The sequence below is a fragment of the Chenggangzhangella methanolivorans genome, from assembly GCF_042648545.1.
GTDB classification, from domain to species: domain Bacteria; phylum Pseudomonadota; class Alphaproteobacteria; order Rhizobiales; family Methylopilaceae; genus Methylopila; species Methylopila methanolivorans.
Genome location: NZ_JBHRXS010000005.1, coordinates 258,409 through 277,474 on the forward strand (window position 1 = coordinate 258,409; position 19,066 = coordinate 277,474).

The window sequence follows — 19,066 nt, forward strand, 5'->3', positions numbered from 1 at the left end:
AACACGCCCCCAACGGGTTGGAACCCGTTGGTAGCGGTTCAACGCATCTCGAAAAATGACAGTGTTACCGCTTGTCTTGCAGCCTTAGAGTCACTGTGATCGGGTCAGCGTCGCCGTTGACTTTCTCAATATAAAATTGCCGCTCCCCGGACCATTTAAACGAACACTTTTCCCTACCATCACACTGAAAATTTCTCTCTCCCGGAATTTTAAAAATAATCTCGCCCGACGAATTGTCGACAATATTATGAACAGTGGCAATAACCGCCCCATCTTTATCGCACAGTTCGGACCCTCTGCGCAATATTACAGCCTTCGACTTGAGGAATGACTCTGCAGCAAGGCAACCTTTTGGCGGCTCAGCGGTAAAAACGGGAACTGTGGCGGCGGCGGTTGCCCCACCTGCCGCAGAGCGAAACTCGGGGCTGCGTAGCAACTCCCTCAGCGCGACCTTCAGCGCGTCGTTCGAGGCCGCAGCCGCCTCACCCGCGGGCCCTTGCGGGCCTGGCTCGCCACGAAGCCCTTGAGGTCCGCGCGGACCGACCGGCCCTTCAGGGCCGATATCGCCCTTGGCACCACGTCCTGTCCCAAGCGACTCCGCTACAACCCTTTTTCTCAGTTCCTCCAACTGCGCCTCAAGCTGGATCACTCTCGCCTTTGAAGCCTCAAATTCATTCTGAAGGTTGGTTGCATACGACCCGGCCGCCCACACGGAGCCTATAAGGGCAAACAGAATGCCCGCACCGCCGGCCATCTGGAAAAAATGCGTTGCTGACTTGGTTTCGCTCACTTCCGTCATCCCCCGACAGTCGTACCTTTTTCATGGCAACTGCAGGGTGCACTCCGCAAGCGGAAATGCGTCACGCCCCGGCGGTTCCTGATTGCTCCACCTTCATAAGGCGGGGTGGAGCAAGGTGAGGCGGTGGGGTGGGTGGAGCAGCGCTAAGCCCGCCCTCGGCCTTCGTGGCGCCCCAAAGCGTACCCAGATTTAATTCGAGAGCCACCTCGCCCCCGATCGGGCGCGGCGCGATTACGCCCCTAGTCGCTCCGCCGGTCTCGACAGCGCGATCGTAGGGGGAAGGCGATCGCGTCACCTCAAAAGCCTGCGTATCGGCCCGGTTGCGAGACGCCAATGCGCAGGTGTTTCCTTTGGGCCCGCACGTGGCCCAGCGATCCGCATAGAACCGGCGACCATCACGTGCCGGACTGCCATCTTGCGAGCTCGGGAGACCTCGTTCGGGTCTTCCAAGTTGTCGGCGGGTCCCAAGCCGGGCTTTGGTACTGGGTGAGTTGTCGGGCTGCGTCTGGCGGCGCAGACGCAATGCAGCGCGCCGACGGCTTTTGCGCGACACGCGAACAAGCGCAGACGGCCGCCGAGCACGCGTATCTATGGGAACGAGGTTGAGGCGATCTGAGTGCCTCACTCACCCGCAAGGAACAATCGATGCTTTCAAGCCTTCCCTTTAGGCTCGCCGGTCTTCTGCCCCTCAGTGGCTGGCGAGTAGTCGGCCGGGCGGCGGTGGACATCTCGTCGCTCGGCCGAACCAGCGGGCGGGTTGATCTTCACGCACCACTACTGCCGCAACGCAAGAGCCCTAACCGCTTAAAAGGCAAGTTTATAATCGATTACAAAGCGATTTGAACGAATCCGACTTAAACCCTCATCGGATATGGGCAATTCTTTAGCCATCATCAGAAATGACACGGCTTCAATTGCCCTTACAGATCTTGAATAGGACTTGAAATCATCATCCGAAAATTCATCAACAGCCCCATGAGCAACCAGATTTCTCTGGCGAAAACCATTGATAATGTCTTCGACTACGCCCTCTCTTAATATGCCAACACCAAATCGTTTTAAGACCTCTTGGACAATGCGAGCATAGAAGTCTCGTGATGTTTCAGTACGTATTTCCTTGATCTTCCCCTTAATTCGTTGAATCACATCTGACGAGTATCCTAGTTGGCGAGCAATTTCTCCACCGGCTTGAGCAACAAGCTCGATATGATCTAGCTTAATTGCTTTTTGTATGCGAGCATTTGGCAAGTTGGAGAACCAATTGCAGGCATTGATCATGCGAGGCCCTGACATCTCACCGCGTAGCGCTAGCGACTCAGACATCAGCGCATACGCCGTATTCCACTCACTTTCTCTTGCGATCCAAGCTAATAGCCCATCGCGCATAGCTGAAAGATCGCTATCATCCCAGACAGCAAACGGTGATCCGGCCGCAGCCGCTCCGTAAGAATGATCAAGCTCTCTCTTGGGCCATATGTAATGAACTTTATGCTCCCCATGGTACTGCCCATTCCTTAACTTTCGAAGCATTTGCCGCTCGGATATTTTGCTAATTCTTATATTTCCAGGATTCACCTCTTCCCCTAAGCAAAAAGAGATAAATCTAGAGATACACATTAAATCGCTAAAGTATTGCTTGAGAAATGAAGATGCTTTGTACTCAATAGAAAATATCGGCCAAGCCTTTGTTTTACCTCTAATATTATAATTATAAGATGCAGCGTATGATACTTTATATGTCTTACCGGCAGCATCAATCTTCAAAATTTCTCTATTGCTACGACTTCCAAATCTCGATTTTAGAAATTTTCCGAACAGAGTTTGATTTTTTAAAATATTCATTGAACCTTCTAGCGTAAAATAAGCTACCTTTACCGTATCTAAGGCATTCCAAGCATCTGGACCAATAACAGTAGTATTTGCTATTACTTTATGTGTTTGACAGACATGCCCTGTTGATCTTGACAAGGATCGTGGACCCATCAGAACGATGTTGTGCAACGATGCAATATCAAGCTCCTCAGTCTTTAGGCAGACTACATCATCTGATGTAATACTAAATCCATCACCATAGCTATATAATTTTGCAGACATTTCATCTGGCCCAACATTCAAAATACCAGATAGATTCCGGCCTGTGTTTAACTCAACACAATGCAACGGCCCACGCTGCTCACTGCTCATTACGACCTCAATATTGCAGACCAAAATTTCATCATTGATCGCAGCGCTACAGGTTCAGATCTCAACTCCAAGTTCGCCGCTTGACGGCTTGAATCTATTCTAAGCTCCTCCCCTCCGTACTTAAAATCGAATGGCCAGCCGAGGCTGCCCACGGCCGGCTTGAGTTGTCGACAGCACTCACTTCTCGCGCGTCGTCGTTCCGGGGTGCTGCTTCCCGTACTTTTCGGTCACGAACCGACCAGTGCTCGAGCTTCGATAGGCTCCGCCCGTGCTGCCGCTCTTCCCCGGCGCCTCGCGCACCGTGCCGGACGGGTTAGACTTGCCCTGCCCCGGCGGAACGTATCGCCCGGTGCTTGAGCTCCGGGTGGGCCCGCCGCTTTTTCCAGCCATACTCTTATCCTCACTTTTCGGCCGCGGGCACAACATCTAGTGGCTTCAGCCGGTTCCGATACACCACAGGATGAGGCATGGCGCTTGGTTGTCAAGCCGTCGGGCTGCAACGCGCTGTTGACAATCGTTCTCTATTCGTTCTTATATAGTCTTCCGCTCGCCTGCCGGCTTAAGCGCGCGCCCGTGACGAGCGGGCAACCCCGGGGACATCGATGACGACCATAGACCGCCCGCCTCCCCTCGACCGCGCGGATGCGCCGGTCTTCGACCACGCCCAGCGACCTCCGCAAGACTTTTGGGACCAGCCGGTCGCTGACAATGACAACGAGCCGCGACGCTCCGGCCGGTCGATTGGAGAGCGGCTGACTGCGGAAGAGGAGTTCGTGCTCGCGACCAAGATCCGGATCGCAGATGCCGCGACTCAGAGTGACCGCCCCACGACGCTGTCCTGGCCCGTCGAGAGAATGCTGCGGCTCGGTGGCTATGAGCGGGCGTTGCGCGTGGCGCAGGCCTACAAGCGAACGTGGGACGTGGTCGCGGCCAACTTCCAGCTTTTCGGCAGCGCGCTCGATGACGCCGACATGTACTCCATCGCCCAGCGGACGTGGCGCGACCCGGCGAGCGGCGAGGTCCGATACAAGGGCGTTCAGCAACCCAAGAGCGCTGATCGAGGCGATGGCTGCTATCAGGTCATCGGCGGGCGCTCCAAGCCGACGCCCAAGGCTTGGCGAGGAGATGAGCCCCTCCATAGACGGATGGACGCACAGCGGCTTCTCTGTGCGGCCCAGGCCCTTGCCGGCCCGCTTTGTCAGCCGCTCGAGTTCGCCGTGTGTTTCGGCGCAACGCTAGGCGCCGTCGGTGAGCGCGAAGGTTTCTCGGGCAAGGCCGCCGAGGCGGTCGGAAAGGCATTCGTTCTGCGCGGCCTTGCGGCCGTCGCTCCACTCTTTCCCTGCGCCGACAATGACAACGGTGAACTCTACGCCGCTGCTTGAGCGGTATAGTTAGAGAGCACCTCTCATTGAGCCCCGCCGCACCCGCGCGCGGGGCTTTTTCTTTTCGCCCGCCATGCCGTGGGCGTCACAAGCCACATAGGAGATCAGAGAATGACCACCGTCGCCGGCCTCGCGGAGGCCGTCGCGTCAGCAACGCACGTGCCCAAAGCGGAAGTCTGCCAGCGAATTCGAGCGCTACGCGAGACCGGGCTGCTTCCGACCGCCCTGAGCCGGCACAGCCTGCCGCACGTCACGTCCCGCCAGGCGATCCTGCTGCTCCTCGCGGTTCTCCGCGGCGGTCCGATCAAGGACACTGTCGAACACGCATCTTCCTACGCCGCGCTCCGGGAAGACGAGAACCTCGACTGGTCCCTCGCTTGGCTGCTTGAGTTCGAGCTCGACGAGATCCGTGCCGGCCGGAGCTTGTTCGAGGAGCTTCTCCTGATCGAAGAACCGCTCGCCGCGTCGGTCCGCTACTCCGACGGCTGGGTGAAGATGAACGACGGCGAGCCCGTTCGTTACGCCACCCGCCTCATCAGCTTTCCTCGCGCTGGGCTCGAGAAGCTCGCCCACGCCCTCGATTGAAAGATTCTCATGTTCCGAAAATCAAAGACGGCCGCACCGGCCGAACTCTTCGTTGTTCCTCGACTCGTCGATGTTGACGCCGACTACGCCAGGCTTGCCGAACTTCGCTCGAAACTTCTGGACGAACAGGCCGCAAAGAAGGCCGAGAAGGGCTCGGTCGAGGACGAGATCGTCGCCGCCCCCGCCCCGGTTCGCCGCGTGAGCGCTGCCGTCGCTGCAGTGCTAGGCGACGACGTCGACGATGGTCCGGTAGTGCTGCGCAATCGCCTCGCTGAAATCAACGCCCGCTTGCGCGTCATCGAGGACGCTCTCGCCGAGCTCGATAAACGCATTACGGACGCCAAAGGCCGAGCGAGCCGCGCTGTTTGCGCCCAAGTGAGGGACGAATACGCCCGCCGCGTCGCCGAGATCTGTGCCGCCCTCGTCGAGGCCGAGAAGGCCAACGACGCCTATATGGACCTCATCGACGAACTCGAGGCCGAGGACGTTTCGTGGACGTCCCTGACCCCCATGCAGCCCAGCATGCTCGGCAGCCGCCGCTACGGCGAGACGCGCGTACCTGCGTACCTGCGTGAGGCCGCGGCGGCCGGATACTGGAATGAGGCCGTTCGATGAGCGCACGTCTTGAACGGGCCGATCAGCGCCTGCCCGCGGAAGATCGCAAGGTGCTGGTGCGCGGAAAGCCGTACGCGCGCCCGGGCGACGATGCGAAGACGATCGCTCGTCATCTGCGGCGCGATGCCCGCCTGAAGGCTGCGGAGAGAACCGTTGCCCGAAAGTGAAGCGCGATTCTTAAGCTCGCCGCTACCGGCCTCCGAACATCGGCTGGCCGGCTACGCGGCTCGGTTCAACGAACGAGCCAATATCGACGGTGAGTACATCGAGGTCATAGCGCCTGGCGCCTTTGCGCAGTCGCTCAAGGCCAACGATCAGCTTGCCCTTCTCCACCACTTCAACGTCGCGATCATTGGCCGGAAGTCGTCGGGCACACTTCGCTTGCGCGAAGACGCCGTCGGCCTTGCCGTCGAGATCGACCTCGATCCGAGTACGCCCGACGGCGCCACGGCGCTCGGGCTCGTTCGTCGAGGAGACCTCCGCGGCATGTCGTTCGGGTTCTGGGTTCGCTCTGAGTCGTGGGAAGAACCGAAATGGCCCGCACTGCCGGTGCGCACGCTTCATGAGGTGCGCCTGACAGAAGTGTCGATCGTGGCCTATCCAGCCTACGGAGGCACCTCGATCGGCCTTGCCTCCCAGACCACTGGGGCAGCCTCGCCCGGCTACCGTGCCAGGCTAGCCCGGCTCGAAGCCGCAGAGAAGGCGATCGGGCGACCCAGTCGGTAGGGGTTCCTCCGACACGGTCGCCGCCTCTCTTAAGGACCGGCGCGGTCCCACAACGTCAGCGCTAACACAGTTTTTGCCTCAGGCGCGCAAACGCGCGCTCGCACGTACGCGCCCACGCGCAAGCGCGCGCGAGGCCGGAGGGGGAGGGTCGAGGACGTCGGCCGTCGGCCCCAGGGACCGGCGTGGGCACAACGCACACATTCCCACAATTCAAATGTTGAGGCGGCTCCAACGCCGCCTCAACGCAACCCTATCAAACTTGAGGAGATTTCCCTATGCCCGCAGCACTTGGTGGTGCACTTTTCTCGGTGTTTGGCGCAGCCGGTATCGGAGGCGTGACCTTAATCTCCGGCACGACGCCGGCGACCGTCGTCGGCGCGGCGGTGCTCCGATGACCGGCCTCGTCGGGGCGGCCGCGAACGGCCGCATCCTCATGGTCGCTGACGCGGCCTGCTATCGCCATGACACCGGTGAGGCGATCGGCTTCGCCCGAAAAATCCTGCCGCTTCCCGGCACGCTCGCGGTCTTCTGTTGCCGCGGTCCGGCGAACGCTTGGCCGGCTTTCGACGAGGCGTGCCGTAAAGCCAAGCTTCGCAGCATCGACGACTTTATCGCACGCGCGGATGCGATCTTCGCGGACACGATCAGCCGCCTCGGAGAGGAAGCGTCGCACGCGGTCGACGTCGTAGTTGCGGGCTGGTCCGCGAGCCGCCGCCAGGCGCTGCTCCTGCTGCAGTCGAACCATGACGCCCATGGCGTGCCGGCCGGCGCGCTGGCGACCGTCCGGGCCTTTTGCTCGGTCGCCGAACAGACGATCGACCCAGCGCAGTTCACCGTCGAGCGAGGGGTCGAGTTGCTCGAACTCCAGCGGTTGACACCCGCATCTGAAATCAGCGGCGGGCCGGAGCTCACAACCGTCGGCGGTTGGGTCGACGCCGTCGAGATCCGCGCTGGCGCGCGGCCCGTCGTTCGTCGAGTGCACGAGTGGCCGGAGGACGTAGTCGGCGCTGCATTAGCCGCCTGACACTGACGAGTCGGCGAGCTTGCGCGGCTCCGCGAAATAAAGGTGCTCGAACTGCTCGCCTGAGAAGTCGGCGCGCCTTGGCTGGCGCCGTCTGAGCAGGATGGTTGCGATGGCGGTCACCGCCACGCCAGCGGCGAACGCTAGCGCGAGCGCAGCGCCATTTCGATCAAACATCGTCGTCCCTTTCCCGTGTCCGAGGTCAAAGCCTCGGGGCCGACAACGTTCCCTCGCCCGGCCATCGCGCCGGGCTTTCCTTTTCCGAGATCCCAAATGACCGAAACGCCGAACTTCCCAGCCGACGAACCGGTTCGTCTGGCCGACGAGCTCGCCATCGCGACGATGAGCGAAGCCTTGGCGCGCTCGCCGGTTCCGATCGAAACGTGCGCGCATTTCATTGGCGCGGCCGCCGGCCTGTTGCGGGCGACCACCGGAAACGCCTTCGCGGCCGACCTCCTCCGCCATCTTGCGGCGGAAGCCGACGCCGGAGAGATTATCGTTGGCTGAAGATCTCGAACGGCTCGTCGTCCAACTCGAAGCTTCTCTGACGAAGTACGAGAAGGAAATGCGTCGCGCTAACGGCATCGCCGAGCGCGAATTCAAGAAGGTCGAGCGCAGCGCGACCTCGATGAGCAAGAAGCTCGACGGTCTGACGTCGGGGTTCGGCCGTAGCCTGATCCCCAGTTTGGGCGCGATCGGCGCGGCGCTGTCGATCAAGGAAGTCGGCGCTTACGCCGACGCGTGGACGAAGGCGAAGAACAGCCTCGCGGTCGCGGGCGTCGTCGGGCAGCAGCAGGCGGCAGTTCTCGATGCGCTGTTCGCTTCGGCCCAGAAGAACGCGGCCCCGATCGGCGCGCTGGCCGACGTCTACGGCAAGGCTGCGCAGGCGCAGAAGGAACTCGGGGCCTCGTCGGCGGAGCTCTCGCAGTTCGCCGACGGCGTCGCCGTCTCGCTGCGCGTCGCGGGCAAGTCTTCGACGGAAGCCGCCGGCGCGCTGACGCAGTTGGGCCAGTTGCTCGGCTCGTCGCGCGTCATGGCGGAAGAGTTCAACAGCGTCAACGAGGGCGCGCGCCCGATCCTGATGGCGGTGGCGGCCGGCCTCGACCAGGCCGGCGGCTCGGTCTCCAAGCTCAAGCAGCTTGTGAACGAGGGCGCGGTCTCCAACCGAGCGTTCTTCCAGGCCTTCCTCAAGGGGATGCCGACCGTTCAGGCGATGGCGGCGAACGCCACGCAGACGCTCGAGCAGGGATGGACCAAGGTTGAAAATTCGCTGATCCGCTACATCGGCAAGCAGGATCAATCGCTCGGCGCGACGGTCATTCTGTCGAACGCGCTCAACGCGCTCGCGGACGACTTCGACAACACCGCCGACACCGCCCTCAAGGTCGCAGGCGTCATCGCTGCGGCGCTCGTCGGGCGGGCGATCGGCGGCATGATTGCGAGCTTGGGCGTGGCCAGCACTGCGGTGCTGCGGTTCCTGGCGATCCTCCGGACGGCGCAGGGCGTCGGACTTGGCGGACTAGCCGCTTCCATGGGCACCCTCGGCTCTGCCGCGGGCCCGCTGGGCGCGATCATCGCTGTCGCCGCGACTGTCGGCCTTTATTTCGCCAGCAGCGCCACAGCGGCCGACGAGGCCGCGTCGCGGGCGTCGGACTCGATCCGCTCGCTCGGGCTGTCAGGCGGCTCGACCGCCGGCCAGATCCGCAAGGCCGCTGACGCGCTTCGCGACCTCACGGAGGTCCAGCGCAAGGCGCGGATGGCCGACAACGAGGCGCTCATCGCCGAGAAGGCGAAAGAGCTCGGGCAAGTCTCGCTCAAGGACGTCGGCGTCAACGGCCGCTCCTATGCGAACGCCGGCGCGCTGCAACTTGCCAACCAGCTTCGCGACCTGAACAAGCGCGCCCGCGAGGGCCGCATCAGCCAGGAGTCGTACAACAAGGCGCTCGACGATCTCGTCGAGAAGAACCCGAAGCTCCTCAAGACTGCGGAGGCGTATCAGCGCATCGCGGCCGAGATCTTCGCCGCGCTTAAGAACCAAGAGGCTCTCACCAAGGCGGCCGAGGCCGGCGCGCGCGTCGCGGCGCCGAACCGCCGGGCCGTCGAGGACGCCTCGATGGCGACGCTCGAGCGTGAGCGTAAGGACGCCCAGCAGTTCCTCGACCGCCGCAAGCTCGAAAACTCCGACGAGCGCGAACAGAAGATCGAGGAGCGAGCCGAGAAGATCGCCGCCGCGCTGGAGAAGGCCGGCAAGATCATCGACCGGGTCCAGATCCGGGTCCAGGCGACGAAGGAGATCGACGCCGAGTTCTCGGCGAAGCAGTCGCAGTCTTTTAATGGCGACGCGATCAAGGACTACGTCGACCGGGTCATCAAGGTCGAGAGCGGCGGGCGGACCAACGCCAAGAACCCGGACTCCACGGCGACCGGCCTCGGCCAGTTCATCGAGTCGACCTGGCTCCGCCTGTTCAAGAAGCTCTACCCCGAGCAGTTCTCGACCATGTCGCGCGGAGCGATCCTCGAGCTTCGCAAGAATGGCGAAATCTCGAAGAAGATGATCGAGGAGTACGCGAAGGAGAACGCGTCGGCGCTGCAGGCGTCCGGCAACGCGGTCACTGAGGCGAACCTTCACCTTGCGCACTTCCTCGGATCGGGCGGCGCCAACGCGATCCTCAAGGCGCCACGCAACGGCCTGGCGGCCGACTACCTCGACCGCGACGCGGTCGCGGCGAACCCGACGATTCTTGGGCGCGGCAAGACGGTTCAGGACGTCCTCAACTACGCCGATCGGCGCGCTAACTCGACGCGCATCGCGGCCGGAGATCTGACGCCCGAGGAGAAGTCCGCGAAGGACTTCACCGACATGCTTCGCGATAGCGACGCCCGCACGGCGGCGCTCGCCCGCGAGACCGAGGCGCTCAACCAACTCACCTATGCGCGGGAATACGCGGCCGAGAAGGCGCGGCTTCTAGAGGAGGTCGAGAAGGACGGCCAGAAGGCCACGCCCGAGATGATCAAGTCCATCGAGGACAAGGCGGCTGCCTACGCGAAGGCGCAGGCGACGCTCGAGACCTCGAAGACCTCGATTCAAGGGATGCGGGAGGCGGAGCAGTTCTTCGCCGAGGGCGCCACCGGCGCCTTCACCGACATCATCACTGGCGCGGCGACGGCGAGCGAAGCCGTCCGCAAGCTGGCTGCCTCCTTCGCGGAGGCCGGCATCAAGGCGCTCCTGATGGGTCAGGGCCCGCTTGCCGGGCTCTTCGGCACGTCGGGCAAGGACGGCGGACTGGGCGGTCTCTTCGGCGCGCTGTTCGGCGGCTTCAAGTTCGCCGAGGGCGGCGTGATGACGCCGTCCGGCCCGCGGCACCTGGCGCGATACGCGTCGGGCGGCGTGTCGGACAAGGCGGCGATCTTCGGCGAGGCCGGCCCCGAGGCGGCGGTGCCGCTGCCGGACGGCCGGCGCATCCCGGTCAATCTCCGGATGCCGGCGATCGGCAAGAACAAGCCGATCCCGCGGTCGAGCTCGACGCTCAACTTCCGGACGACGATCGATCTCACCGGCGCCAATGGCGACGAGACGATCAAGCGTATCGCGAAAGAGCAGGCCGAAGCCGGCGTGGCTCAAGGCCTCCAGGCCTATGACCGGAATTTCCGGAATCGCGTCGAGTACATGAACACCCACGAAGTGTGAGGTGGAACAATCGCTGGGGTTAAGCGTCTAGCAATTGATGGCGCGTCCCAACGTCATCACCGCTTGAGAAGCCCGGCGCGGTCCCCCGTCGCGTCGGGCTTTTTCGCCCCAGAGAGGCGCGCCCGTGCCAGACGCGATTGTACGTTGGCTGCCTGAAGGCACTGTTCCGACCGAAGGCGATTTCCGAGATACCGTCATCACGCCAGGCAGAGCCCCTGTGCAGCTTGAGCGATGCGCCAACGGTCGAATGGCCTTGGCTCGCGCCCGCTTCGACCCGGTCAGGGACGGCATGCGAGCCTGGGTGAAAGACGGCGACCGGATCTATGCGCCGGACGAGATCGAGCCGAAGTCATGAGCGACGAGGCTGCAGACAAACCTCCGAAGCAGCTTTACGGGGCTGATAAGACAGAGGCCCGCCTGAACGCGACCACGGTGGCCGCGAGAGAGATCATCGAACGCCAGCGGGCCGCGCAAGACGCCAAGACGGAACGACTGAAGGCGGCTCGGCTGGCGCGCGACGCGGCGGAGAAGGACGAGCCGGAGGGCTGAACGGCACGTCATGCGGCGCTCGACCAAAGACCGATTGGGCGCGATCAATTCCCCGGCTAGGCGGAACTTAACTCCACGAACCGCCTTTCGATGCCATGACAAGAACCGAACTTACCCAGCCCGAGCACCTGATGCTTCGCCTCCTAGCCGAGATGCCCCAGGCGGTGCCGTTGGATGGAGATGCAGTGGCTCACCTCGACTCGACGGGGCTGATCGAGCGCGTCGACGAAGGGTTTCAAATAACCGCCTCCGGGCGCGTCCGTGCAAGCGAGCCGCGGCGTGCAAATGATCCCGGAGCGATCACTCGGACTGATGATCTACCGTCATCCCCTTCCGAATAAACAGAAGGGTCTTGTACTCCTTCCATTGCCGCAGTTCCAAATTCAAATCTCGAAGACGATCCTCGGCTCCAGATAGGTCAATGCCCTTCGTCTTTAGTCTGAATACTAAATGGATTTGATTGCTCACAGCGTCAGCAGCCTGCTCGACCTTACGCTCCGCGAATGCAATTTCCTCGTCAATGTGGTGTGTCATAAGACACCCTATGTTTTGCGTGGCTCTATTTGAAGTTGCGCGGCGGGTGCTGATGTCAAACGCGTCTGCGACTAATAGCTTAGCGATATGAATGATTTCTCGCGAATGTGAATTAAAGTGCGCGGCGGCGCTGAACATTCGGCCTTATTCATCCGCCGCGCGCAGCCTTTCGCTCCGCCTTGCGCCGCTCGACGAGCTTGCGCGCTTCCGCGAACGCATCCTCCTCACCGCGGCTCGCGCTTACCGGACGGCCCAGCGGCGTCCGCTGCCGGACCTGGCGGGCCTGCAGGATCGCGGCGAGGTCCGCCTCGGTGAACCGCCAGTCCCGGCCGAACTTCGAGCCGCGGCCGGCGTCACCAGCCGCTCGAGCCATGGCGTTGGGAGTAAGCTTCAGACGAGCCGCTGCCTCATGAAGCGTGAGGATCTCGCCGAGTGGTTCGTCGGGATTGGTCTGCATCGGCGCCTCCGGTTCGGAGGTCGATCATGACGTGGGAACGGATAGGGAACAAGGTCGCGTACGTAGTCGCACTTACTCGATCGCGCTTGTGGCGCGTCGCGGAATCGGGAAGCGTGTCCGTGGGTGTCGAAACCCGGACCGAGATAGACCGCAACAAGCCCATTGGCGTGGGCTGCTCCTTTGGCGAGGAGCGGCGGCGACGTTGCCTTTGAAGGCAACAACGGGCGTGCTTTGGCGAGCGCGCGCCGACCGGCTCATCGTGGCCGGGGGCGGGCGTTATGTCCAGAGCGAAAGCTTAAAGCCGTCCGACCAGTCTCTCGGCTGGTTTCGACCCCCCGGCTCCGGCGCCGATTGCCGGGCAGGCTGTCGAAAGCCTTTCCGAGAACCGCCATGCACAAGCAGACCCTCGCTCACATCATCGACGCCGACACTGAACTGAACAATGCGCAGTTCATATACGGCGGGCTCGACTACATGATCGCTCGCTTAACTGATGGCCAGGAGAGCGATCTGGTCGACGCAATTCAGCACGCTCTCATTGATCTCTCGACGTCTTTGTTCAGGATCAATGCTGCCACAACCGCGGCTTATGAGGCCGAGAAAGCGAGAGCGGGGTTGCGCGCCGTGGCCTAACGCTCGGCTTCGGCCGGGCGGGTTTTTTTGCGTTTCAGCCTCGCTCGGCCGCCCGAAGGCTGAAAGCCTAGCTCGTCAACGAACGACGAGAACAAAATACGAAAACGAAATCCGACGATGTGAGATTCGCGTGTTACACTCGCGTCGTCGGCACAGCCTAGCGGCCTAGCCGCCCTCTATAGATCAAATGTATCAACCGACGCGAAGAGCATCGCGCCGATCGAGGAGACGTGTGTGATGAGCATCAGACAAAACTCGGTTCCGCCTCGATTAACTACGGCTTCGCTATCTCTCGATGGATTGCAGCGGCTCGATGAAGCGTCTTCGAATGTATTCTATATTTTGGAGGACGTCGGTAGCGTTGTTTGTGAAATACATCACCATTACGAAGTTACGCCTGTGAATGAAGCCGGTCACGCGGTCGCGTATTCTCTCGCAGGAAGGGCTGTGCAAGCTATCAAGATCAGCATCTTCCGAAATGTAAGACGAGGGCTTGGCGGCGAATGCCGTCTATATGGACCAATGGGGGAGAGAAGCTTAGATTCTGCTATCGCTATCTATGGATTAGATGCGGTCTTCCGAGACATTGTTGGGACGTACGCAGGCGGAGTTGCTGAGCTTCGTTATGACGCTCGCCGAGCTCATTCAGGTAGGAAAACCGACGCTCAGATCGCCGAGCAAATATGTAAAGCTCTAGACTATGCTGGGCATACCGAACGCTTTGAATGCCAGCGGTGGGCATGGCGCGAGACTTGCCGAATGTTTTCTGATCCAGCGGTTTGGGCGGCAACCGTCGAGATCGCTGATCGGCTAAAGTCCTCGCGGGCTCTAACAGTCGCGTCCGTCACCGGTGGCGTCGTGCGAAAAATTATCGCCCGACACCTTCCCGACGGTTGGGAATGGTCCGAACCACCCCTCGGGCAAACACTCGAGGCCGCATGACCCCCGCTAACGACAACATCAGCGCGGACGCTTCGAAAGAAGCGCTCCGCGCCTTCATCCGAGCGCTGGCACGACATCAAGCGCGTATCGACGCCGCAGCCGCAAACGACAATGAGCCTGGAGTGCCCGCATGCGTGCAGCCGTCTACGCCCGCTTCTCGACGGACCTCCAAAATGACCGCTCTGTCGACGACCAGATCGACCTCTGCCGCGACTACGCGCGCCGCCATGGCTGGACCGTCGTAGCGGCATTCCGAGATCGGGCTCGATCTGGCGCCTCGATGTTTGGTCGCGACGGTCTCGCTGCCCTCATCGAGGGGGCGACGGCGCGTGAGTTCGACATCGTCGTCGCTGAAGCGGCCGATCGCATTTCGCGCGACATGGCCGACCTCGCCGGCCTCCACAAGCAGTTTGCGTTCCGCGGAATTGAGATCGACTGCGTCAACGGCGGTCGGCTCGACACGCTGCAGATCGGGGTCCACGGCCTCGTCGGCCAGATGCAGAGGGAGGAGGGGGCTAAAAAGGTCCGTCGCGGCATGTCTGGCGTCGTCCGTGATGGGCGGAACGCGGGCGGTCGCGCCTATGGCTACCGGCCGATACTAGGCCAGCCCGGCAAGCTTGAGATCGTGCCCGAGCAAGCGGACGTCATCCGTCGCATCTTCGCGTCTTACGCAGATGGAACCGCGCCACGGGCGATAGCAGCCGCCCTAAACGCTGACGGAGTTCCGGCGCCGCGAGGCGAGCGCTGGAACGCATCGACCATCAACGGGAGCGGGACGCGCGGCCACGGCATTCTTCGTAATCCGCTCTACGATGGGCGCATCGTCTGGAACCGGGTCCGGATGGTGAAAGACCCATCGAACGGCAAGCGCGTCTCCCGACCGAACGATGCGGGCCAGCATCAGGAGGCCTTGGCCGAAGAGCTTCGCATCATCGAGCATGATCTCTTCGAGGCCGTGCAGGCCCGTAAGGCGGCCACCGGCGGCGAAGCGGCACGGCGGGCACCAAAGACGCCTCGTGTGCTCTCTGGCCTCCTGCGCTGCTCCTGCTGTGGCGGGGGCATGACGCTCGTTGGGACCGACCGGAGTGGGCCGCGGGTTATGTGCAGCACTCGTCGTGAGTCCAGTAGCTGCGAGAACGGAGCACGCTATTACGTGGAGAGGCTCGAGCATCTCGTGGTAAGCGCGATCGGTACGCAACTGGCCGATCCGGATCTGCTGAACGACTACATCGGCGAGTATGTCTCAGAGCGACGGGAGACTGAGAGCGGAGCGCGCGCGGCGAAGGCCGCAACTGAGCGGGCGCTTGACGTCACAAAGGAGAAGATGACGCGCGTCACCGACCTATTGGTCGATGGGCTGCTTGAGAAGGCGGATGCAACGGCGCGCCTCGCCTCCCTGCGAGCCGAGGAGGCGCGTCTCAAGCGCGAACTCGCCCTGGCTGGCCGAGTCGCATCGATCATCGATCTCCAGCCTATCGCCATGACACGCTACCGCGACAACGTCGACGCGCTGTCTAGAACGATGGCGGACGCGTCTAGGATAGACCCCGCACTCACCCGGTCGTTCCGCGATCTGGTGGCGGGCGTAATCGTGCTTCCCCGCGAACGGAGAGGAGAATACGCGGTCAAAATCGAAGGAAAACTGTCGGGCCTCGTCGGCCCGGACCTGTCGGCTATACCGTTGGTAGCGGAGGAGGGACTCGAACCCCCGACACGCGGATTATGATTCCGCTGCTCTAACCAGCTGAGCTACTCCGCCCCGGTCGAAGGCCGCCCGCATCGGGCTGCGCCGAAGCGCTCAAGGCGCGCGGATATAAGGAAGCGGCCGAAGCGGTGTCAAGCGACGCGGACGCGGGGCCGCCCGTCTCAGCGCCTGCGCGTCGTCTTCGCCGCGACCGGCGCCTGCGCGTCGTAGCCGACGACGATCCGCCAGCCGGCGAAGCGGTTGGCGGGGATCGGGATCGAAATCGCGTCGTCGATCTTGGTGAAGTCCGCCATGGTGGCGCCCGCCGGCACGGTGACGTCGACAAGATGGAGCTGCGAATAGACCGGCCGCGACCCTTCGTCGACGACGGCGATCCTGAGCGGCACGCGATAGGTTCCCGGCGCGCCCTTGGGGCCGAGCACCACGCGGCCCTGGACGCCGATGCGGATCGCGGCCTCGACGCCGAGCGTCGAGCACTCGCGCGCCGTCTCGGCGATCGATGCCTGGTAGCGCACGTCGAAGGCGTCGGTGGAGCCCGCAGGCTCGATCACGCGATGGGCCGAGGCGCCTTCGAGGATCTCGATCGGCGGGCAGGAGCGCTTGATGTCGTCGGCCGACGTCTGCAGCGGCGTCGGATTGGAGGTGCCGAGCAAAAACTTCGTGCCGGCGTCCGGGTTCGCGGCGGCGCGGTTGGGATCGTCCGGGCTCACGGTGCCGCAGGCGGCGAGCGCAAGGCAGGCGAGGGGAACGAGCGCCGCCCGGCGCAGGCGGGCGAGGATCGGAGTGACGCGACGCATGGACCTGTTCCCGAACTTCCGCCGCGCCGGCCCGCGGCGGCGAGCCTTATAGCAAGCCCCCGGACGGCTTGGAAAGGCGCGGCCGCCGCAGGGCTGCGACGGGATGGGCGCGCTTGACACTCCCGGCGCGCCCGCCCCATCTCGAGGCCGACGCAATGTGAAGGTGCGATCGCCGCCCGATGTCCGCCAAGCCGCCGCTCAAGGTCCTGCTCTGCGCGCCGCGCGGCTTCTGCGCCGGCGTGGTGCGGGCGATCGACGTGGTGGAGGCGGCGCTCAAGCGCTTCGGGCCGCCGGTCTATGTCCGGCACGAAATCGTGCACAACCGCTATGTGGTGGACGCGCTCAAAGCCAAGGGCGCGGTCTTCGTCGAAGAGCTCGACGAGGCGCCGGACGGCGACGCGCCGGTGATCTTCTCGGCGCACGGCGTCGCGAAGTCGGTGCCGGAGGCGGCGCGGGCCCGGAACCTCTTCGCCATCGACGCCACGTGCCCGCTCGTCACCAAGGTGCATCGCGAGGCGGAGGCGCATCACAAGCGCGGCCGCCTCGTGCTGCTGATCGGCCATGCGGGCCATCCGGAGGTGGTCGGCACCATGGGGCAGCTGCCGCAAGGCGCCGTGATGCTGGTCGAGACGGAGGGCGACGTCGCGACGCTTGAGGTTCCGGACGGGCGCGATCTCGCTTACGTGACCCAGACCACGCTCTCGGTCGACGACACCGCGGGCGTGGTGGCGGCGCTCAAAGCGAAGTTCCCCGCGATCCACGGACCGCACAAGGAAGACATCTGCTACGCCACCACCAACCGCCAAGAGGCGGTCAAGCGCGTCGCGCCGGACTGCGACGGGCTGATCGTGGTGGGGGCGCAGAACTCGTCGAACTCGCAGCGGCTGCGAGAAGTCGCCGAGCGCGCCGGCTGCCCGACGGCGCGGCTCGTGGCGCGCGCCTCAGACATCGACTGGTCGGAGTTTGCGGCGATTTCGACGCTCGGCATCACGGCCGGGGCGTCGGCTCCCGAGGTGCTGGTCGAGGAGATCATCGACGCGTTCGCCGAACGCTACGAGGTGACGGTCGAGACCGTGTCGACCGCTGACGAGAGCGTGTTCTTCCCGCTGCCGAGGGAACTTCGTCCGGCGGCGGAGTGAGAGCGTGAAATTAAATGAAAAACATTCAGATCATCGACGGCGCCAACAACTGCACCTTTTCAATTTTTCAAGCGACCGACGAAGAATTTTTCTTGATATTTCCTGATCCGGGGCAAGACATCGAGTTCGCCGAGGATCTCTTCACTCGTTTAGGCGAGGAGTCGCGGGCGCTTGATGAGCTTTGGGAGCGACCTATCCCGAAGCCCGACGCCAATGGGATACACAGCACGTTGTTTTATCAGTTTGAAAGCAAGAGATACTGTTTTCCCGCAACGAAACGCGAGCGGGATTGGCATCCCGCTTCGATCAATTCCGCGCAGAGGCGGATGTACCAGAGTATCAAAGGTTCTTAGCAGTTCTTCGCAGTTCACCGATCTGCACCACTATCGTGCGACGTGTCGGCTCTGATCAGTACGCCTGTCCCAGCTGAACCTGCGCCTGCGCCATCGCGGGCTCAGGCGAACCGCACACCTCGGCGTCGCTCGCCGCGTTCCAGCTCGGATCGAGCTTGAAGCGGTAGCGGCCGTCGCAGGCGGCGACGCGCGGCGGACGGGCCGTGCGGTCGAAGGCGTCGTGGCCGACCTTCAGCATCTCCCAGAAGGGCATGTTGGGATCGTCGGCGTGGCGCGCCATGTTCGCCTCCGTCATGCGGAACGGGAAGGCGTGGAACGGCACCGACTCCTGGCCCGACAGCAGAGCCTCGCGCACCAGCGCGTAGATCTCCTCCACGTTTTTGTGGGTCATCGCGTAGCAGCCGACCGACTTGCAGCCGCCATGCACCATGATGTGGTCGCCGGTGCGGCCGAGCGAGCGGTCGAAAGCGTTCGGGAAGCCGATGTTGAACGCGAGATGGTTGCGCGACCACGGGTTCAGGTTCTTGCGCTCGATCTCGTAGAAGCCTTCGGGCGCCTGTTTGTCGCCCTGACGGATCTTTGGCCCGAGTCTCCCCGAGAACCTGCAGATCTCGTAGGAGCGCAGCAGCGCGTACTGGCCGTTGCGCTCCTGCTTCCAAACCTCGAGCTGCGCTTCTTCCTTGAAGACGCGGATGAAGATCGGGGCGGTGCGCGGCATGTCGAGCCGCTTCATGAGGCTCACCGTCGCGATCGAGACCGAGCCGGTCTTGACCTTGGCCTGACGACCCGACGAACAGGCGGCGAGCCCGAGGGCGGCCACAATGACGAACGCGACGCGCACGAGCGTCGCAAGCGACGACGTACTCATATCGCCGGCATGCTCCCAACTGACACAGCCGCAATACTGGCGCGGCCGTCCCCAGGGTCGGCCGCCGGGTCTTAACGGGCTGTGAACGA

General features: G+C 62.8%; 20 protein-coding genes and 1 tRNA gene. 14 read left to right on the forward strand and 7 right to left on the reverse strand.

Annotated features, from left to right (window positions below):
- Positions 1-64 precede the first annotated feature (64 nt).
- The gene (locus ACFOWB_RS10580; protein ID WP_261404969.1) at positions 65-790 is read right to left on the reverse strand and encodes a collagen-like protein; all 726 of its coding nucleotides are present in this window, start codon (positions 788-790) and stop codon (positions 65-67) included.
- A gap of 813 nt (positions 791-1,603) precedes the next feature.
- The gene (locus tag ACFOWB_RS10585; RefSeq protein WP_378147191.1) at positions 1,604-2,983 is read right to left on the reverse strand and encodes a hypothetical protein; all 1,380 of its coding nucleotides are present in this window, start codon (positions 2,981-2,983) and stop codon (positions 1,604-1,606) included.
- A gap of 602 nt (positions 2,984-3,585) precedes the next feature.
- Here ACFOWB_RS10585 and ACFOWB_RS10590 point away from each other — a divergent pair.
- The 10 genes from ACFOWB_RS10590 to ACFOWB_RS10635 all read left to right on the forward strand — a co-directional run bounded on the left by ACFOWB_RS10590 (position 3,586) and on the right by ACFOWB_RS10635 (position 11,549).
- Positions 3,586-4,365, forward strand: a complete 780-nt coding sequence (locus tag ACFOWB_RS10590) for a hypothetical protein (RefSeq protein WP_261404967.1) — start codon at positions 3,586-3,588, stop codon at positions 4,363-4,365.
- Between the two features lie 111 nt (positions 4,366-4,476).
- Positions 4,477-4,950 carry a hypothetical protein gene (locus tag ACFOWB_RS10595; RefSeq protein WP_261404966.1) on the forward strand — a complete coding sequence of 158 codons (474 nt, stop codon included), beginning with the start codon at positions 4,477-4,479 and terminating at the stop codon, positions 4,948-4,950.
- A 9-nt stretch (positions 4,951-4,959) separates the two neighbouring features.
- Positions 4,960-5,565: a hypothetical protein gene (locus ACFOWB_RS10600; protein ID WP_261404965.1), complete on the forward strand. Its 606-nt coding sequence runs from the start codon at positions 4,960-4,962 to the stop codon at positions 5,563-5,565.
- A complete protein-coding gene (locus ACFOWB_RS10605) occupies positions 5,562-5,732 on the forward strand; it encodes a hypothetical protein (RefSeq protein ID WP_261404964.1) in 171 nt (56 codons plus the stop codon). The genes ACFOWB_RS10600 and ACFOWB_RS10605 overlap by 4 nt, the downstream gene beginning before the upstream one ends.
- Positions 5,719-6,291, forward strand: a complete 573-nt coding sequence (locus tag ACFOWB_RS10610; RefSeq protein WP_261404963.1) for an HK97 family phage prohead protease — start codon at positions 5,719-5,721, stop codon at positions 6,289-6,291. Before ACFOWB_RS10605 ends, ACFOWB_RS10610 begins: the two co-directional genes overlap by 14 nt.
- 391 nt (positions 6,292-6,682) lie before the next feature.
- A complete protein-coding gene (locus tag ACFOWB_RS10615; protein WP_261404962.1) occupies positions 6,683-7,315 on the forward strand; it encodes a hypothetical protein in 633 nt (210 codons plus the stop codon).
- Between the two features lie 270 nt (positions 7,316-7,585).
- A complete protein-coding gene (locus tag ACFOWB_RS10620) occupies positions 7,586-7,819 on the forward strand; it encodes a hypothetical protein (protein WP_261404961.1) in 234 nt (77 codons plus the stop codon).
- Positions 7,812-11,000, forward strand: a complete 3,189-nt coding sequence (locus ACFOWB_RS10625) for a tape measure protein (protein WP_378147197.1) — start codon at positions 7,812-7,814, stop codon at positions 10,998-11,000. The genes ACFOWB_RS10620 and ACFOWB_RS10625 overlap by 8 nt, the downstream gene beginning before the upstream one ends.
- Positions 11,001-11,124: 124 nt before the next feature.
- Positions 11,125-11,355, forward strand: coding sequence for a hypothetical protein (locus ACFOWB_RS10630; protein WP_261404959.1), 231 nt, complete (start codon positions 11,125-11,127; stop codon positions 11,353-11,355).
- Positions 11,352-11,549 (forward strand): hypothetical protein, encoded by a 198-nt coding sequence (locus ACFOWB_RS10635; protein WP_261404958.1) that lies wholly within the window; start codon positions 11,352-11,354, stop codon positions 11,547-11,549. The genes ACFOWB_RS10630 and ACFOWB_RS10635 overlap by 4 nt, the downstream gene beginning before the upstream one ends.
- Before the next feature lie 300 nt (positions 11,550-11,849).
- Here ACFOWB_RS10635 and ACFOWB_RS10640 read toward each other — a convergent pair whose 3' ends face one another.
- Positions 11,850-12,221 (reverse strand): hypothetical protein, encoded by a 372-nt coding sequence (locus ACFOWB_RS10640; RefSeq protein WP_261404957.1) that lies wholly within the window; start codon positions 12,219-12,221, stop codon positions 11,850-11,852.
- Between the two features lie 10 nt (positions 12,222-12,231).
- On the reverse strand, positions 12,232-12,540 hold the full coding sequence (locus ACFOWB_RS10645) for a hypothetical protein (RefSeq protein WP_261404956.1): 309 nt from the start codon (positions 12,538-12,540) through the stop codon (positions 12,232-12,234).
- Positions 12,541-12,930: 390 nt separating this feature from the next.
- On the opposite strand from ACFOWB_RS10645, the gene ACFOWB_RS10650 reads away from it, so the two are divergent.
- Entirely contained in the window at positions 12,931-13,173 is a 243-nt protein-coding gene (locus ACFOWB_RS10650; RefSeq protein WP_261404955.1) for a hypothetical protein, read from the forward strand.
- Between the two features lie 1,072 nt (positions 13,174-14,245).
- Positions 14,246-15,841, forward strand: coding sequence for a recombinase family protein (locus ACFOWB_RS10655; protein ID WP_261405699.1), 1,596 nt, complete (start codon positions 14,246-14,248; stop codon positions 15,839-15,841).
- On the opposite strand, the gene ACFOWB_RS10660 is transcribed toward ACFOWB_RS10655, so the two are convergent.
- Both ACFOWB_RS10660 and ACFOWB_RS10665 read right to left on the reverse strand, forming a co-directional pair.
- Positions 15,798-15,874 (reverse strand) — tRNA-Met (locus ACFOWB_RS10660). The genes ACFOWB_RS10655 and ACFOWB_RS10660 overlap by 44 nt on opposite strands.
- A gap of 107 nt (positions 15,875-15,981) precedes the next feature.
- Positions 15,982-16,617, reverse strand: a complete 636-nt coding sequence (locus tag ACFOWB_RS10665) for a hypothetical protein (protein WP_261404954.1) — start codon at positions 16,615-16,617, stop codon at positions 15,982-15,984.
- Positions 16,618-16,796: 179 nt separating this feature from the next.
- On the opposite strand from ACFOWB_RS10665, the gene ispH reads away from it, so the two are divergent.
- The gene (gene ispH, locus ACFOWB_RS10670) at positions 16,797-17,756 is read left to right on the forward strand and encodes a 4-hydroxy-3-methylbut-2-enyl diphosphate reductase (RefSeq protein ID WP_261404953.1); all 960 of its coding nucleotides are present in this window, start codon (positions 16,797-16,799) and stop codon (positions 17,754-17,756) included.
- Between the two features lie 14 nt (positions 17,757-17,770).
- Positions 17,771-18,109, forward strand: coding sequence for a hypothetical protein (locus ACFOWB_RS10675; protein WP_261404952.1), 339 nt, complete (start codon positions 17,771-17,773; stop codon positions 18,107-18,109).
- Between the two features lie 55 nt (positions 18,110-18,164).
- On the opposite strand, the gene ACFOWB_RS10680 is transcribed toward ACFOWB_RS10675, so the two are convergent.
- Entirely contained in the window at positions 18,165-18,977 is an 813-nt protein-coding gene (locus ACFOWB_RS10680; protein ID WP_261404951.1) for a L,D-transpeptidase family protein, read from the reverse strand.
- Between the last annotated feature and the right edge of the window lie 89 nt (positions 18,978-19,066).

Excerpts from the sequence above, each read along its gene's own strand:
- ACFOWB_RS10585 (WP_378147191.1), bottom strand. The coding sequence starts at position 2,983 with ATGAGCAGTGAGCAGCGTGGGCCGTTGCATTGTGTTGAGTTAAACACA.
- ACFOWB_RS10590 (WP_261404967.1), top strand. The coding sequence starts at position 3,586 with ATGACGACCATAGACCGCCCGCCTCCCCTCGACCGCGCGGATGCGCCG.
- ACFOWB_RS10595 (WP_261404966.1), top strand. The coding sequence starts at position 4,477 with ATGACCACCGTCGCCGGCCTCGCGGAGGCCGTCGCGTCAGCAACGCAC.
- ACFOWB_RS10600 (WP_261404965.1), top strand. The coding sequence starts at position 4,960 with ATGTTCCGAAAATCAAAGACGGCCGCACCGGCCGAACTCTTCGTTGTT.
- ACFOWB_RS10605 (WP_261404964.1), top strand. The coding sequence starts at position 5,562 with ATGAGCGCACGTCTTGAACGGGCCGATCAGCGCCTGCCCGCGGAAGAT.
- ACFOWB_RS10615 (WP_261404962.1), top strand. The coding sequence starts at position 6,683 with ATGACCGGCCTCGTCGGGGCGGCCGCGAACGGCCGCATCCTCATGGTC.
- ACFOWB_RS10620 (WP_261404961.1), top strand. The coding sequence starts at position 7,586 with ATGACCGAAACGCCGAACTTCCCAGCCGACGAACCGGTTCGTCTGGCC.
- ACFOWB_RS10635 (WP_261404958.1), top strand. The coding sequence starts at position 11,352 with ATGAGCGACGAGGCTGCAGACAAACCTCCGAAGCAGCTTTACGGGGCT.
- ACFOWB_RS10640 (WP_261404957.1), bottom strand. The coding sequence starts at position 12,221 with ATGTTCAGCGCCGCCGCGCACTTTAATTCACATTCGCGAGAAATCATT.
- ACFOWB_RS10645 (WP_261404956.1), bottom strand. The coding sequence starts at position 12,540 with ATGCAGACCAATCCCGACGAACCACTCGGCGAGATCCTCACGCTTCAT.
- ACFOWB_RS10650 (WP_261404955.1), top strand. The coding sequence starts at position 12,931 with ATGCACAAGCAGACCCTCGCTCACATCATCGACGCCGACACTGAACTG.
- ACFOWB_RS10655 (WP_261405699.1), top strand. The coding sequence starts at position 14,246 with ATGCGTGCAGCCGTCTACGCCCGCTTCTCGACGGACCTCCAAAATGAC.
- ACFOWB_RS10665 (WP_261404954.1), bottom strand. The coding sequence starts at position 16,617 with ATGCGTCGCGTCACTCCGATCCTCGCCCGCCTGCGCCGGGCGGCGCTC.
- ispH (WP_261404953.1), top strand. The coding sequence starts at position 16,797 with ATGTCCGCCAAGCCGCCGCTCAAGGTCCTGCTCTGCGCGCCGCGCGGC.
- ACFOWB_RS10675 (WP_261404952.1), top strand. The coding sequence starts at position 17,771 with ATGAAAAACATTCAGATCATCGACGGCGCCAACAACTGCACCTTTTCA.
- ACFOWB_RS10680 (WP_261404951.1), bottom strand. The coding sequence starts at position 18,977 with ATGAGTACGTCGTCGCTTGCGACGCTCGTGCGCGTCGCGTTCGTCATT.